The organism is Enterococcus sp. DIV2379 (assembly GCF_050542965.1).
Classification (GTDB): domain Bacteria; phylum Bacillota; class Bacilli; order Lactobacillales; family Enterococcaceae; genus Enterococcus_D; species Enterococcus_D entomosocium.
In genome coordinates, this window is record NZ_CP172938.1 from 3,109,616 (window position 1) to 3,122,488 (window position 12,873).

The window sequence follows — 12,873 nt, forward strand, 5'->3', positions numbered from 1 at the left end:
CTATACCTTTGACGCTAGTTCCCCTTTTTTTGTGCTAACTTTTCTTGGTAGATCTTGGCTTCTTGTTTCGTGGCATAAACGAAATGTCCTGGTGCGATCTCTTCCATTGCTCGTTCTTGGTTATCGTTTGGTTCGCTGACGTATTTGATCCGTTTGCGTTGACGCTCATGGTCAGGATCTGGCAGCGGAATCGCTGATAAAAGACTTTCAGTATACGGATGGACCCCGTAATGATAGATTTCATCACTGGTTCCTACTTCTAGCAGTTTGCCGTTGTGCATCACGCCGATCCGATCGCTGATGTGTTTGACCATCGATAAATCATGGGCGATAAACAAGTACGTCAATTTATGTTCTTCTTGCAGATCTTGCAGCAAGTTGACAACTTGGGCTTGGATCGAAACATCCAATGCCGAGATCGGTTCATCACAAATGATGAATTTTGGATCGACGGCTAATGCTCGGGCGATTCCGATCCGCTGACGTTGTCCCCCTGAAAATTCATGAGGATAACGGGTCCCATGACTTGGGTTTAGTCCGACGGTTCGCAAGAGTTCATCCACCCGATCATTGCGTTCTTTTTCATTTTTAGCTAATCCGTTGATATCGATCCCTTCGGCAATAATGTCGCGAACTTTCATCCGTGGATTCAAGGAGGCATAAGGATCTTGGAAGACCATTTGAACTTCCCGGCGAAAATCAGCCAGCGGTTTCTTGCCTTTGATTTTCATAACATCTTGTCCATCAAAAAGAACTTCGCCTCCGGTAGGATTATTCAAACGAATCACCGTCCGTCCAGTGGTCGATTTTCCGCTTCCGGATTCACCTACTAGACCAAAGGTTTCTCCTTCATAGATTTGGAAGGAGATATCATCGACGGCTTTGACTTCGTCTTTGCGGCCAACGTTAAAATATTGTTTGAGATTCTTTACTTCAAGTAAAACTTTTTCCAACCGTTTCTCCTCCTTTAGACAGATGCCTGAGTATTTTTTTCTTGGAATTTTTTCCAGCGAATCAAGATCTCATCCGGCGGAGTTACCTTCGGTGCTTGCGGCGCTAACAGCCAAGTTGCTGCTTTGTGGGTCGGTGAAACATCAAAGAACGGCGGTTGCTGTTCTGCATCGATCTGCAAAGCAAATTCGTTTCGTGGATAAAAAGCGTCCCCGGTTGGCGGGTCCAACAGATCCGGCGGTGAACCAGGAATCGCGTACAAACGATCGCCTGTCCCTTCTAACGTTGGCATCGAACCCAACAAGCCCCAGGTGTATGGATGTTGCGGGTTGTAGAAGATTTCTTCTGCGGTGCCCACTTCGACGATTTTCCCACCATACATCACGGCTACTCGGTCAGCCACATTGGCAACGACACCCAAGTCATGGGTGATAAAGACGATGGACGAATTGATTTTCTTCTGAATATCTTTTAATAACTCTAAGATCTGTGCTTGGATCGTTACATCCAATGCAGTCGTCGGTTCATCTGCAATTAAGATCTGTGGGTAACAGATCAGCGCGATCGCAATAACGATCCGCTGCCGCTGACCACCCGAAAATTGATGCGGATAATTTTTCAAGCGTTTCTCAGCATTCGGGATGCCGACAAGGTTCAGTAATTCCAACGCTTGTCGCAAGCCCTCTTTTTTACTGATTTTGTTGTGCTTCATCAATGACTCTGCCACTTGCTTGCCAATCGGCATCGTTGGGTCTAGTGAAGTCATTGGATCTTGGAAAATCATGGCGATTTCCTTGCCACGGATTTTTTGCAGTTCTTTTTCGGATTTTTTCAAAATGTCCGTCCCATTGAAGAGGATCTGGCCATTATCGACATTGGCATTGCTGGCTAATAACCCCATGATACTGCGGGTTGTCACGGACTTGCCGCTCCCGGATTCGCCCACGATCGCCAAGGTTTCTCCTTTGTATAGATCGAAACTGACATCGCGGATCGCTTGGACTTTCCCAGCAAAGGTGTCAAAAGAAATTTCTAAGTTTTTCACTTCTAAGACTTTTTTCATAGCAATCACTCTTTCATTTTCGGATCAAAGGCATCACGCAAACCGTCTGCCAGCAAATTGAACCCAATCATAATCACAGACAAGGTCACAGCCGGTACCCACATTTGGTAAGGCAGGAACAAGAAGGTTTTGTAGCCATCGCTTAGTAGCATCCCTAAAGATGCTGAAGGTGGTTTTAATCCTAGCCCAATAAAGCTTAGGAAGGCCTCGAAGAAAATCGCCGAGGGAATACTGAACATCATTTGTACGATGATCACGCTGGAAATATTTGGTAATACGTGTTTCATCGCAATCTTGAGACGGCTTTCCCCCAGCGTTGTTGCGGCTAAAACGAATTCCTGATCTTTTAGTTTCATTGTTTGGGCCCGTACGATCCGCGCCATTGGAATCCAGTTAGTGATCGCCATTGCTGCCACGATCGAGAAGATCCCAGGTTCGAAAACTACCAGCATTAAGATCATTACCACTAAGTTGGGAATACCTGATAAGATTTCTAGGAAACGTTGCATCACATTATCGATTCGTCCACCTAAAAGACCAGAGATCAAACCATAGGTTACACCAAAGATGATATCTAGCATCGCTGCGATAAACGCAATCAATAAGGAGATACGTGTCCCTACAAATAGACGACTCAATAAGTCACGACCTAATCCATCCGTTCCTAAAAGGAAATATGTCCCGTCAGGTACATTGGCAGCTGCATACTTATCTACTAGCTCGCCTCCCACCATCGCATAGCCGTTTAAGCCATTGATGTTGATACCGGGAATTTTCGGCGGCAGATTTGTAAAGGTCACATTTTGCGCGGTCGGATCATGTGGCGAGACAAAAATGGTAATGATTGAGATCGTAATAATGATCAGCAACAAAACGATTGAGAAAACAGCGGCTTTGTTCTTTTTCAAACGACGCCACGAATCTTGGAAAAAGGTTAATGAGGGGGTTGCGATCGCTTCACGCTCTTCATTGGTATTTTTTTGTAACGGTTGAAATTTGGCTGCATCGATGGCAGCAACATCATTTGCTGTGTAAGGTTTCTCTGCCATTAGCCACGACTCCCTTCTGAAACTCGGATCCGCGGATCAACGATTCCATATAAAATATCAACAACAAGAATCACAAAGACCAACATTGCGGAATAAAGGATCGTTACCGCCATGATCGTCGGATAGTCATTGGTCATGATTGATTTTACGAACTGTTCACCGATACCCGGGATCGCAAAAATATTTTCTACGACAAGGGAACCAGTCATCAAACCGACAGCTAGCGGTCCTAACAACGTCAATAACGGAATCAAACTATTCCGCAAACCGTGCTTGAAGGCAATTTCCCAGCGGCTCAAACCTTTTGCTCGTGCCAACTCGACATAATCACTATGCAGCACTTCCACCATCTCGGTTCGAATAAACCTAGCGGAATCCGCTAACGGCGACATCGCTAAGGCGACGGTCGGTAAGATCGTGCTGGCAAAGGTCTCCCACTTGGCAATCGGCAAGATCCCTAGTTTGATGGCAAAAATATATTGCAGCAAAACGGCAAAGACAAAGTTAGGGATCGAACGCCCTAAGATCGCCACTAAGGTAGACGTTGTGTCGACCCAAGTATTTTGCTTCATTGCAGAGATCGTTCCTAAAATAATCCCAAAGAAGGTACCAAAGATGATCGCTTGTAGTCCTAGTTGCAGTGAAGGTCCGATTCTTCCTGATAATAAATTCGCTACTGGCTGGTTTTTAAATTGGAAAGAGATCCCAAAGTCACCTTTTAGTAGATTGGTCAAATAAAGCCAATATTGGGTAATGATCGGTTTGTCCAATCCTGCTTGCTCATTTAGCAAGGCAATTTGTTCTGGACTTAATTTTTCAGCATTCGTATATGGTGTTCCTGGCAAAAATTGCATCAAGAAAAAGGTGATCGTGGCAATCAGCCATAATGTTAAGACCATGTAGAACACTCGTTTCAATAAATATTTCAAAAAGCTGTTCACGCAGTTTCCCCCTTAAGTATTTTGACTTCTATTCAATAATTATGTAAATTAACATAGTACGAATCATTAAAAAGGAGTCAGATCATGAAAATAAAAAAAAGTAGTGGGCTCATACCCCTCCTATGCCTCGCAATTTCTGGCGGATGGTTAGCCATAAAAAATGAATTTTCCATAGCAGCTCTTTCAGATGCCCTTTTCTTGTGGGCGCTGTTCTTTTTGATCATTGGCGGTTTTTTATGGGTATTTGCTTCTGGTTTCTTTGACCATTTTCAATATTCCATGAAGAAAGCTTTTTCCAAAAATAAAACAGATTATCTGAAATTATCCCAAGTCGGCAAACAGAGTTACGCCTTTTGGTTATGGCCTGGTGTCTTCTTGTTATTCCTTTCATTGCTCTTTTTAATGATTGCTACTAGTTAATTTCACTCTTATATTTTTACTCATTGAAATGAGAAGCAAAAGGCTGAGACAAGAAATTGTCCCAGCCTTTTCTTCGGCATTTCAAGTCAACTACTCGTGATTATTCGATTGATGTCCACTTGTAGTCGTATTGTGCGCCCGCTGCGTGAGCAACAACACCTTTGACTTTTGTTGCACGTAAATGTGCTTCCGCTTTTTGATAAACTGGAATGACACCTTGTTCATTCATAATGATTTTTTCTGCATTGACTAAATCTTCCCAACGTTTGTCAGGGTCATTGGCATTGGTCGTACCTGCTGCTTTTACAGCTGCATCGTATTCTTCACTGCTCCATTGACCACGGTTGTATGAGTTACCTGTCGTAAACAAGTCAGTAAAGCTACTTGCATCGGCATAGTCAGCACCCCAACCGCCCATTACTGTATCAAAATCACCCGCATTTGAACGATCCAAACGAACAGAGAATGGAACTGGACTTAACGTGACTTTCACACCGTCCAATGTTTTTTCGATCGTGTCTTGCAAGTACTCAATGATTTTCTTGGTTGAGTCTGTATCAGAAGCTAAGATATCAAATTCTAATGAATCGATTCCTAATTCTTCTTTGGCTTTTTCCCAATATTCTTTTGCTTTCTCTTGATCGTAGCTAATGACGCTGCCAGCTGCTTCTGTGAAGTCTGTATGATCGCCAGGGCTGAAAGTCATGCCTTCTGGAACCAAACCACTTGAAGCAATTGAACCATCACCTAAGATCGATGTTACTAAGGCATCACGGTCGATCGCATAAGAGATTGCTTTACGCAAATTTTCGTTACGGAAAGGTGAATCTTCATCACGTTGATTCAATTCTAAGTAAGAAGTCGTTGCTTCTGGTTGAGAAACGAATGCTTCGTCGTTAGCCATCTGTTGCGCCAGTTCACCTGTTAGGATGACATCATCTGCTTGACCATCTTGGAAAAGATTCAAGGCAGTTGAGGATTCTTTCACGACGCTTACGTTGATCGTTTGTAATTTAACAGTGTCTTTGTCCCAATACTGATCGTTCTTTTCATAAGCCCATTCTGTATCCGTTCCTGGTCCATCAAAACCAGTCAGGACAAATGGTCCATTATAAACGGCATTGTCGCTTGTTGATGCATATTGATCGCCATTTTCTTCCACTACTTTTTGATTTTGTGGGAAGAATGATGGGAATGCTAATAAGTAATCAAAGTAAGGTGTTGCTTTTTCTAGGGTGATTTCTAATTCGTAATCCCCCACTGCTTTGATGCCTAGCTCTGATGGATCCGTATCGCCAGCTGTGATGGCATCCGCATTTTTGACTGGTGAAAATAGATACGCATATTCTGATGCAGTTTCAGGTTTGACCGTCCGTTGCCAGCCATAAACATAATCCGCTGCTGTAACAGGGTCACCATTTGACCATTTCGCATCTTCACGCAATTTGATCTTGTAAGTTAGTCCATCCTCGCTGACTTCAGCTGCTTCAGCTGCACCAGCAGGTTGTGGTGTGCTGTCAGCATCCAAACGATACAGTCCTTCATATACATTGTTCAATGCACTGAAGCTGATCGTATCGGTTGCTAATGAAAGATCCGCACTTGGCATTTCTTGTGAAACCACTACGTTAAATACTTGTTCTGCGTTGCTATCGCCGCTAGTTGCTGTGTCATTGCTTGAACTATTTGTTCCGCCTGTTGTACAGCCGGCTAACACCACGCCACACACAGCTACTAAACCATAGGCCCATTTATTTTTCATCCTGTCCTACCCCTTAATTGAATTAATTTTCAGAATAATCATTCGATTTCTGAAGTTAGATAAGATTTTAATTAATAATTATTAAAAAAGCAATCCCTTTTTCGATAAAAAACACCTTTGGAAGAAAGTTTTCTTGGTATTTACTTACCTTACTCTCATCAAACATTCGTTAAATGCTATTTTTCCTTTCTTTATTTATAAGAAATAAAGCGAAAAAAATAATAAAAAAACACGGTTAAATGTAACTTACATTCATTTTCTGTCTGCTTTTTTCATTTCAGTCATCAAAATGAGAAATGTCTGATAGAAAAGTAAACATGCAGAAAACAAGGATGATTTCTTATCAAATTCAGACAAAAAAGACCTGATCGCATGCTTACTGATCAGGTCTTTTCATTTTAAGAACTTTTGTTTTGTCCTCGAAAGGATGTCCTTCAATGATTAATGGATCGCGCCGCCAATCGCTTTTAAATCTTCTTTGTCGGAATAATCAACGATAGCTTCCACTGCTGCAGTTAATCCTTTGGCGATGTCTTCGATGCTCATTGCAGGCTGTCCTGCTTTATCGACGACTTGCTGAGGAATAAATGGCACGTGAATAAAACCGCCTTTCATTTCAGGGTATTTTGTATCGATCATGTATTGTACTTGATACATGATGTGGTTGCAGACGAAAGTTCCAGCAGTATTAGAAACGGCTGCAGGTATTCCTGCTTTTTTCATATTTTCTACCATTGCTTTGATTGGCAGTTGTGTGAAGTAGGCAGGCTTTCCTTCTGTTTGGATCGCTTCATCGACGGGTTGATTGCCTTCATTATCAGGAATCCGGGCATCATCCACATTGATTGCCACTCGTTCTGGTGAGATGGCAAACCGGCCGCCCGCTTGACCGATGTTTAAGACGACATCTGGGTGGACCTCTTCAATTTTCTCTTCGACGATCGCCGCTGATTTCCCAAATACAGTGGGGATCTCTGCTTTCACGATCTGTGCACCATGAATTGTATCTGGCAGTAATTTCACTGCTTCTAAGGCAGGATTGATTGCTTCTCCGCCAAATGGATCAAATCCGGTAATTAATAGTTTCATTTCCATCATCCTTCCATCTCTGTTTTACCACTAAAATGCCCAAAAGTACATTAAAGCGATGTGGATCACTAACAATAATAAAGCAATTGGGGCTTGTGCTTTAATGACACCATTAGGGTCTTTCATCTCTAACAAAGCCACTGGCAGTGCATTGAAATTGGCTGCCATCGGGGTCAGCAACGTGCCGCAAAAACCAGCGGTCATTGCTAAAGCGCCAGCAACAACTGGATTGCCGCCTTGCGCCATTACGAAAGGTACGCCAATACCGGCAGTTATAACGGTAAATGCTGCAAAGCCATTTCCCATGATCATAGTAAAGATCATCATTCCTAAACAGTAAGCCACGACACCGATAAAACGATTGCCTTCTGGCACGACGCCAGAGATTCCTTGAGAAATCACATCACCAACACCAGCAGCGTTAAAAATGACACCTAGTGCTGCTAATAACTGCGGCAAGATACCGGCAGTTCCGACTTGGCGAAGCATCCGGTCGGAATCGTCTAACACTGTTTTTGGTTTAGCGGAAGTTAGCACGACTGCCAACAAGAGTGCTAAGATCGACGCGATCCCGATCCCCACTTGGCCCCCTAATGGTGTATAAGAAATCACCACAGCGATCAATGCCAAGCTGATACATGGTACGAAGATCGTACTACCGATCCGTTTTGCTGACGCTTCGGCTTTTTCATCATCAACGTCGACGATTTTACCGATCTGTACTTGTTTGAAGAAGGTCAAACAGCCCATCAAAACGATCAAAATTCCGTCCACAAGATACGGCAAAAAATTTCCGAAAGCAAAGACGACCCCTAGCAGTAACCAAAAGGCAGAGGTGCCTAATCGTGTAGGATGGTCTGCTTCACGAAAAACCCGGACAGCCGTCATGATCGACAGCAGCCCAATCAAGATATAAAAGAATTCTAGTAATCCGTTAACGATTCCTTCCATCTATTTCTCCTCCTTCTTGCCATATTTTTTTGCTAATTTGCGATCAAAGAGCAAGTTCGATAACGTGGCAATAACTAAGACGATCAATGCGATCGGCAATGATGCTTGCGCGATCGAACTAGCTGCCACATCATATCCAAGTGATTGCAACGTTCCTACGATCAACAGCACACCAGAAGCAGCCACGAAGGTATTTTGGGCAAAGAAATTCCCGAAATTTTCATTAGCGGCAGCCCGAGCTTTGATTTTTTCCTGATCTTTTTCATCCAGTTCCCCAAATTTATTTTCCCCAGCAGCTTGCGCCATCGGGTTAACGATTGGGCGGATAAATTGCGTATGTCCTTGGATCCGAATAGAGAAAAAGCCAGCAAGTTCCCGAATAAATAAGTACAAACTCAAAAACTTCCCTGGTGTCAAGCCTTTGATTTTTTCAATCAATATGACGGCCTGCTGTTTCAAGCCAAAACGTTCCGACAAGCCGACCATTGGTAATGTCAACAAGAACAGTGTCACGAGTCGATTATTGACAAACGCTTCTCCTAACATTGTTAAAAAATCAACAACAGAAATTCCCGATACAAGCGCGGTGACAAAACCAGCAACGATTACGACAGCAATAGTATCTAGCTTCAGCAAAAAGCCGACTAAAATAACTAGAATACCAATTAATTTAATCCATTCCATCAAATCATCCTTTCACAGTAAGTTATTTTTAATGAATACCAGCTTTTAGTATAATCTATTTTTTTCTTGTAAAACAATATTTTTTGAATTTTCTTTACAGGAATACGCTTTCTTTAAGGCGTTTTTTAATTGCTTAGATAATAAAAAACCAAAAGAAGAACTGCGCTTGTGCAGTCCTTCTTTTGGTTTTTTTTGTTTAAGAAGCAGAAGCTTCTTTTTTCATTTGTTTGCTTCGCAGCTGTCCGCATGCTGCGTCGATATCTGTCCCATGTTCTTTACGAATCACACAGTTGATGCCGTTTTTCTTTAAAATGTCATAAAAAGCTAACACATCGGCTTTTTTACTTCGAGCATATTGGTCATGCTCACTCACTGGGTTATAAGGAATCAAGTTGACATAAGACAATTTCTTTTTATCCTTCAATAATGCTGCCAACTGACGGGCATGTTCCGGTCGGTCGTTGACATGATCCAGCATGATATACTCAAACGTGATGCGACGATTGGTTTTTTCTAAATAATAATCGACCGCTGCCATCAGTTTTTCAATCGGGAAGCTCCGATTGATCCGCATCATGGAGGTTCTGACTTCATTATTTGGGGCATGCAGCGAAATCGCTAGGTTCACTTGCAAGCCGTTCTCCGCAAACTCTTTGATTTTATGCGCCAAGCCGCTGGTTGACACGGTAATATGCCGCGCACCGATCGCTAAACCTTTTGGGTCGTTAATAATCTGCAAGAAATGCATCACATTGTCATAGTTATCAAAGGGTTCGCCGATCCCCATGACGACTACGTGAGAGACCCGTTCTCCCTCGTTGCGTTCATCAAAATAGTGTTGTACTAACATGATTTGAGCCACGATCTCGCCTGCTGTTAAATCCCGCTGTTTCTTTAATAACCCACTGGCACAAAAGGTACAGCCGATGTTGCAACCGACTTGGGTCGTCACACAAACCGACATGCCATACTCTTGACGCATCAAGACCGTTTCAATCATGTGATTGTCGGGCAATTGAAATAAATACTTGACGGTCCCATCACTGGCTTCTTGTACCACCATCTGCTTCAGGGGATTGATCACAAAGGCTGCCGTCAGTTTCTCAATCAAAGGTTTCGGTAAATTGGTCATTTCTTCAAAGCTGGTTACTCGTTTTTCATAGAGCCACTCCCACACTTGGTTGGCTCGAAATTTCTTTTCATTTTGTTCAGTTATCCACAAAGATAGATCTGATTTGGTAAGTCCATAAATCGATGGGTTCACTTTTTTCCCTCTTTTCAAACTAGTCGCTACATACTATAACTGAATTCTTTGTGAAAAGCAACCGTACCTTGGTTGTTTGTCAAAGCAAAACCGTTGCTCTACTGCGCTGGTTGATCATTTTTTCGATGCTCAATGTTCCCATCCATCACGCCATCTTGCTTGAAATAGCTCTCACAAACATTTTAGTCATAAAAAACAAGCAGTGAATGGACCAACTCCTGTGAAATAAATGGAGCAGCTCTTTCCTGCTTGTTTGCTTTTCCTTGAAGAGATACTCTCTCATGGGCACTGCTTTCTTCACATGATCACCCTTCAAAAGAAAGGACTCGGCCTTCTTTGGCGGTCAACATCCCCCGTTGCGGTGGCTGTAGCTGTAAATAAAGCTGGAGTGACATTTCTAATATCAGTTCTTTGTCTCCTTGTTGAAAAACGCCGTAATAATGGGTCTGTTCCCGTTTCTCTTCATATGTATGACTGACAAGGTAATACCCTTGTTCCATGGTTTCGTTGCGCTTTTTGGTTTCTGAAAGAAAACGGCGAATATGTTTATAAGTAAAGAGAATCAATAAAATGACAACTACTATTAATACTACATACCCCATTGCTTGTCTTACACCTCGATCGTTGATGTAGCAAAGGTCGGCTCCACACCAATACTGATCATCAAAGCAGCATCGACTTCACACATCACTTTATCGTCTAAATGACAAACTTTTTCTTTCAACCGACTTTTGTCGATCGTGCGGATCTGTTCCATCAAAATGACGGAGTCTTTGCCAATCCCTGTGCAAGAAGCGGAAATCCCAATGTGGGTTGGTAATTTCGGCTTCGCCATTTTTGCCGTGATCGCCGCAATGATCACGGTGGGACTGAAGTGATTGCCCAAGTCATTTTGAATGATCAAGACCGGTCGTATTCCGCCTTGCTCCGATCCAACGACTGGTGAAAGATCGGCAAAATAAATATCTCCCCTTTTTACCATAGGACCACCCTAACTTTTATATTCTCGCGGAACCCTTGCTGAGAGGGTGCACGCTACTTCATAGTGAATCGTTTCTAACTGGTCTGCAACATCCTGCATCGTAATTCGTTTCCCATGATTCTCACCAATCAACGTGACCGTTGTACCGACAGCAAAGGCTCGCGGCAAACGAATCATCAGTTGATCCATACACACCCGACCGACGATTTCACAAGGTTCGCCTTCTACTAAGAGTGAGAAGCCTTGCATTTTTCGTAACCAGCCATCCGCATAACCGATAGGCACAGTGCCGATCCATTCCTGACGGGGCGTGATATATGTCTCACCATAGCCAATCCCCGCTCCTTTTTCAAGTAATTTCACTTGGATCAGTTCAGAAACAAGTGAAAGGGCTGGTTTTAAGGAAAATGGTTCCTTCAATGCATGACCTGACGGATTCAATCCATACATCGCGATCCCAAAACGGACCATATTCCCAACGGCCTCTTTGTGCCACAAGGAGGTCGCGCTATTGCCTGTATGTATATATGTCGGCAAATAAGGCAAAACAGTTAAGACTTCTTTAAACCGCTGGTGCTGTGTTTCCCAATAAGTTGTATCAGCTTGATCGGCTGTGGAGAAATGGGTAAAGATTCCTTCCCAATCAAATGTGGGATGAGTTTCCAACCAAAGAACGGCTTGAAGCACTTCTTCTGGGGTCAAAAAACCGATTCTCCCCATGCCGGTATCCACTTTGACATGTACTTTAAGCGGTGTCTTTATAGGATTCTCTTCCAAATAAGTACCGGCTTCTACCAACCAGTCCATCGAAGCGACTGGAAAAGAAAAATCGTATTCTGCAAGTAAGGGAATATCTTGCACGTTCACAACCCCTAAAATCAGCAGCGGGTCAGTGATTCCTGCTTCTCGCAATTCGATTGCCTCATCGATCGTCGCAACGCAAAAACCGGCTGCACCGCCTTCTTTGGCTGCTTGAGCAGTTTGTACCGCTCCGTGCCCGTACCCATTGGCTTTTACCACCGCAAAAAGAAACGTCTCGCTTGGTAAGTGAGCAATCTCATTTTTGATGTTTTCGGTAATCGCGGTCGTATCAATAATCGCTTTCGTTGGTCTATGGTAAGCAACCACCATTTCCAGTTCCTTCTTTCTACTAATGCTTGATCAGACAAACAAATTAAGTTGGTTTTATGTAGTCGGCTGTTCGTCCATAAAGTATCGTAGTTTTTTCACCAAGTGACGACTTCCACTCAGGTTACTCACTATCCGATACTTCTAAGATAATTTGTGCAAAGGCAGTATCATTTGTATGGGTGATACTGACAAACGTTTTTTCTAAAGGGTGCGGTGCTTTGGTAACGATCGGTGCACCGAATTCATTGGTCAAGACTTCAATATCATGAAAAGAAACTTTGCCGATCCCCGTCCCCCAAGCTTTGGAGAACGCTTCTTTGCAGGCATAGCGCCCCCCGATGAACTCTACCTGACGTTTCAGGGGCAAACGGGCAAATAATTTTGCTTCCTTCTCTGTTAAAATACGCGTTATAAACTGAGGTTTTTTTTCAATTAATTCTTTCATTCGAGGCAGCTCGACTGCATCGATTCCGATTCCTTTAATCATTCTTCTCGCTACCTTTACTTAAGATAGGGGTTTCCAAATTGGAATTGGCCCTTGTTTAGCTAGTTACCATTCTACCAAAAAAATGGCGAATTACCATTC

General features: G+C 43.0%; 14 protein-coding genes. 1 reads left to right on the plus strand and 13 read right to left on the minus strand.

Annotated features, from left to right (window positions below; all coding sequences use genetic code 11):
* Positions 1 to 14: 14 nt before the first annotated feature.
* Genes IGI92_RS14200 through opp3b form a run of 4 tightly spaced genes read right to left on the minus strand, consistent with a single transcriptional unit; the run spans position 15 to position 4,004 of the window.
* A complete protein-coding gene (locus tag IGI92_RS14200; protein WP_005233685.1) occupies positions 15 to 953 on the minus strand; it encodes an ABC transporter ATP-binding protein in 939 nt (312 codons plus the stop codon).
* A gap of 14 nt (positions 954 to 967) precedes the next feature.
* Entirely contained in the window at positions 968 to 2,020 is a 1,053-nt protein-coding gene (locus IGI92_RS14205) for an ABC transporter ATP-binding protein (RefSeq protein ID WP_216593164.1), read from the minus strand.
* Positions 2,020 to 3,063 carry an ABC transporter permease gene (locus IGI92_RS14210; RefSeq protein WP_005233683.1) on the minus strand — a complete coding sequence of 348 codons (1,044 nt, stop codon included), beginning with the start codon at positions 3,061 to 3,063 and terminating at the stop codon, positions 2,020 to 2,022. Before IGI92_RS14210 ends, IGI92_RS14205 begins: the two co-directional genes overlap by 1 nt.
* Complete coding sequence (gene opp3b, locus IGI92_RS14215) at positions 3,063 to 4,004, minus strand: oligopeptide ABC transporter permease (protein ID WP_005233681.1); 942 nt, start codon at positions 4,002 to 4,004, stop codon at positions 3,063 to 3,065. Before opp3b ends, IGI92_RS14210 begins: the two co-directional genes overlap by 1 nt.
* A gap of 84 nt (positions 4,005 to 4,088) precedes the next feature.
* Between opp3b and IGI92_RS14220 the strand changes: the two genes are divergently transcribed.
* Complete coding sequence (locus IGI92_RS14220) at positions 4,089 to 4,424, plus strand: DUF3899 domain-containing protein (RefSeq protein WP_005227990.1); 336 nt, start codon at positions 4,089 to 4,091, stop codon at positions 4,422 to 4,424.
* A gap of 100 nt (positions 4,425 to 4,524) precedes the next feature.
* Here the strand turns inward: IGI92_RS14220 and IGI92_RS14225 are convergent, their stop codons facing one another.
* The 9 genes from IGI92_RS14225 to acpS all read right to left on the minus strand — a co-directional run bounded on the left by IGI92_RS14225 (position 4,525) and on the right by acpS (position 12,774).
* Positions 4,525 to 6,186 (minus strand): peptide ABC transporter substrate-binding protein, encoded by a 1,662-nt coding sequence (locus tag IGI92_RS14225; RefSeq protein ID WP_005233679.1) that lies wholly within the window; start codon positions 6,184 to 6,186, stop codon positions 4,525 to 4,527.
* Positions 6,187 to 6,627: 441 nt separating this feature from the next.
* Positions 6,628 to 7,275: a pyroglutamyl-peptidase I gene (gene pcp, locus IGI92_RS14230; RefSeq protein ID WP_301387823.1), complete on the minus strand. Its 648-nt coding sequence runs from the start codon at positions 7,273 to 7,275 to the stop codon at positions 6,628 to 6,630.
* Positions 7,276 to 7,305: 30 nt separating this feature from the next.
* A complete protein-coding gene (locus IGI92_RS14235) occupies positions 7,306 to 8,226 on the minus strand; it encodes a DUF979 domain-containing protein (protein ID WP_430607277.1) in 921 nt (306 codons plus the stop codon).
* The gene (locus tag IGI92_RS14240; RefSeq protein ID WP_005233676.1) at positions 8,227 to 8,910 is read right to left on the minus strand and encodes a DUF969 domain-containing protein; all 684 of its coding nucleotides are present in this window, start codon (positions 8,908 to 8,910) and stop codon (positions 8,227 to 8,229) included.
* 196 nt (positions 8,911 to 9,106) lie between these two features.
* On the minus strand, positions 9,107 to 10,174 hold the full coding sequence (gene rlmN, locus IGI92_RS14245) for a 23S rRNA (adenine(2503)-C(2))-methyltransferase RlmN (protein WP_010749104.1): 1,068 nt from the start codon (positions 10,172 to 10,174) through the stop codon (positions 9,107 to 9,109).
* Positions 10,175 to 10,479: 305 nt separating this feature from the next.
* Positions 10,480 to 10,776 (minus strand): hypothetical protein, encoded by a 297-nt coding sequence (locus tag IGI92_RS14250; protein ID WP_016612926.1) that lies wholly within the window; start codon positions 10,774 to 10,776, stop codon positions 10,480 to 10,482.
* A gap of 8 nt (positions 10,777 to 10,784) precedes the next feature.
* Positions 10,785 to 11,156, minus strand: coding sequence for a type II toxin-antitoxin system PemK/MazF family toxin (locus IGI92_RS14255; RefSeq protein ID WP_005227961.1), 372 nt, complete (start codon positions 11,154 to 11,156; stop codon positions 10,785 to 10,787).
* 9 nt (positions 11,157 to 11,165) lie between these two features.
* Positions 11,166 to 12,287 carry an alanine racemase gene (gene alr / locus IGI92_RS14260; RefSeq protein WP_061053329.1) on the minus strand — a complete coding sequence of 374 codons (1,122 nt, stop codon included), beginning with the start codon at positions 12,285 to 12,287 and terminating at the stop codon, positions 11,166 to 11,168.
* A 121-nt stretch (positions 12,288 to 12,408) separates the two neighbouring features.
* Positions 12,409 to 12,774 carry a holo-ACP synthase gene (gene acpS / locus IGI92_RS14265; protein WP_061053330.1) on the minus strand — a complete coding sequence of 122 codons (366 nt, stop codon included), beginning with the start codon at positions 12,772 to 12,774 and terminating at the stop codon, positions 12,409 to 12,411.
* Positions 12,775 to 12,873 lie beyond the last annotated feature (99 nt).

Bases quoted from the DNA above. Each gene is read 5' to 3' on its own strand.
- acpS (WP_061053330.1), bottom strand. From the start codon at position 12,774: ATGATTAAAGGAATCGGAATCGATGCAGTCGAGCTGCCTCGAATGAAA.
- IGI92_RS14255 (WP_005227961.1), bottom strand. From the start codon at position 11,156: ATGGTAAAAAGGGGAGATATTTATTTTGCCGATCTTTCACCAGTCGTT.
- IGI92_RS14235 (WP_430607277.1), bottom strand. From the start codon at position 8,226: ATGGAAGGAATCGTTAACGGATTACTAGAATTCTTTTATATCTTGATT.
- pcp (WP_301387823.1), bottom strand. From the start codon at position 7,275: ATGAAACTATTAATTACCGGATTTGATCCATTTGGCGGAGAAGCAATC.
- alr (WP_061053329.1), bottom strand. From the start codon at position 12,287: ATGGTGGTTGCTTACCATAGACCAACGAAAGCGATTATTGATACGACC.
- IGI92_RS14225 (WP_005233679.1), bottom strand. From the start codon at position 6,186: ATGAAAAATAAATGGGCCTATGGTTTAGTAGCTGTGTGTGGCGTGGTG.
- IGI92_RS14220 (WP_005227990.1), top strand. From the start codon at position 4,089: ATGAAAATAAAAAAAAGTAGTGGGCTCATACCCCTCCTATGCCTCGCA.
- IGI92_RS14240 (WP_005233676.1), bottom strand. From the start codon at position 8,910: ATGGAATGGATTAAATTAATTGGTATTCTAGTTATTTTAGTCGGCTTT.
- IGI92_RS14250 (WP_016612926.1), bottom strand. From the start codon at position 10,776: ATGGGGTATGTAGTATTAATAGTAGTTGTCATTTTATTGATTCTCTTT.
- IGI92_RS14210 (WP_005233683.1), bottom strand. From the start codon at position 3,063: ATGGCAGAGAAACCTTACACAGCAAATGATGTTGCTGCCATCGATGCA.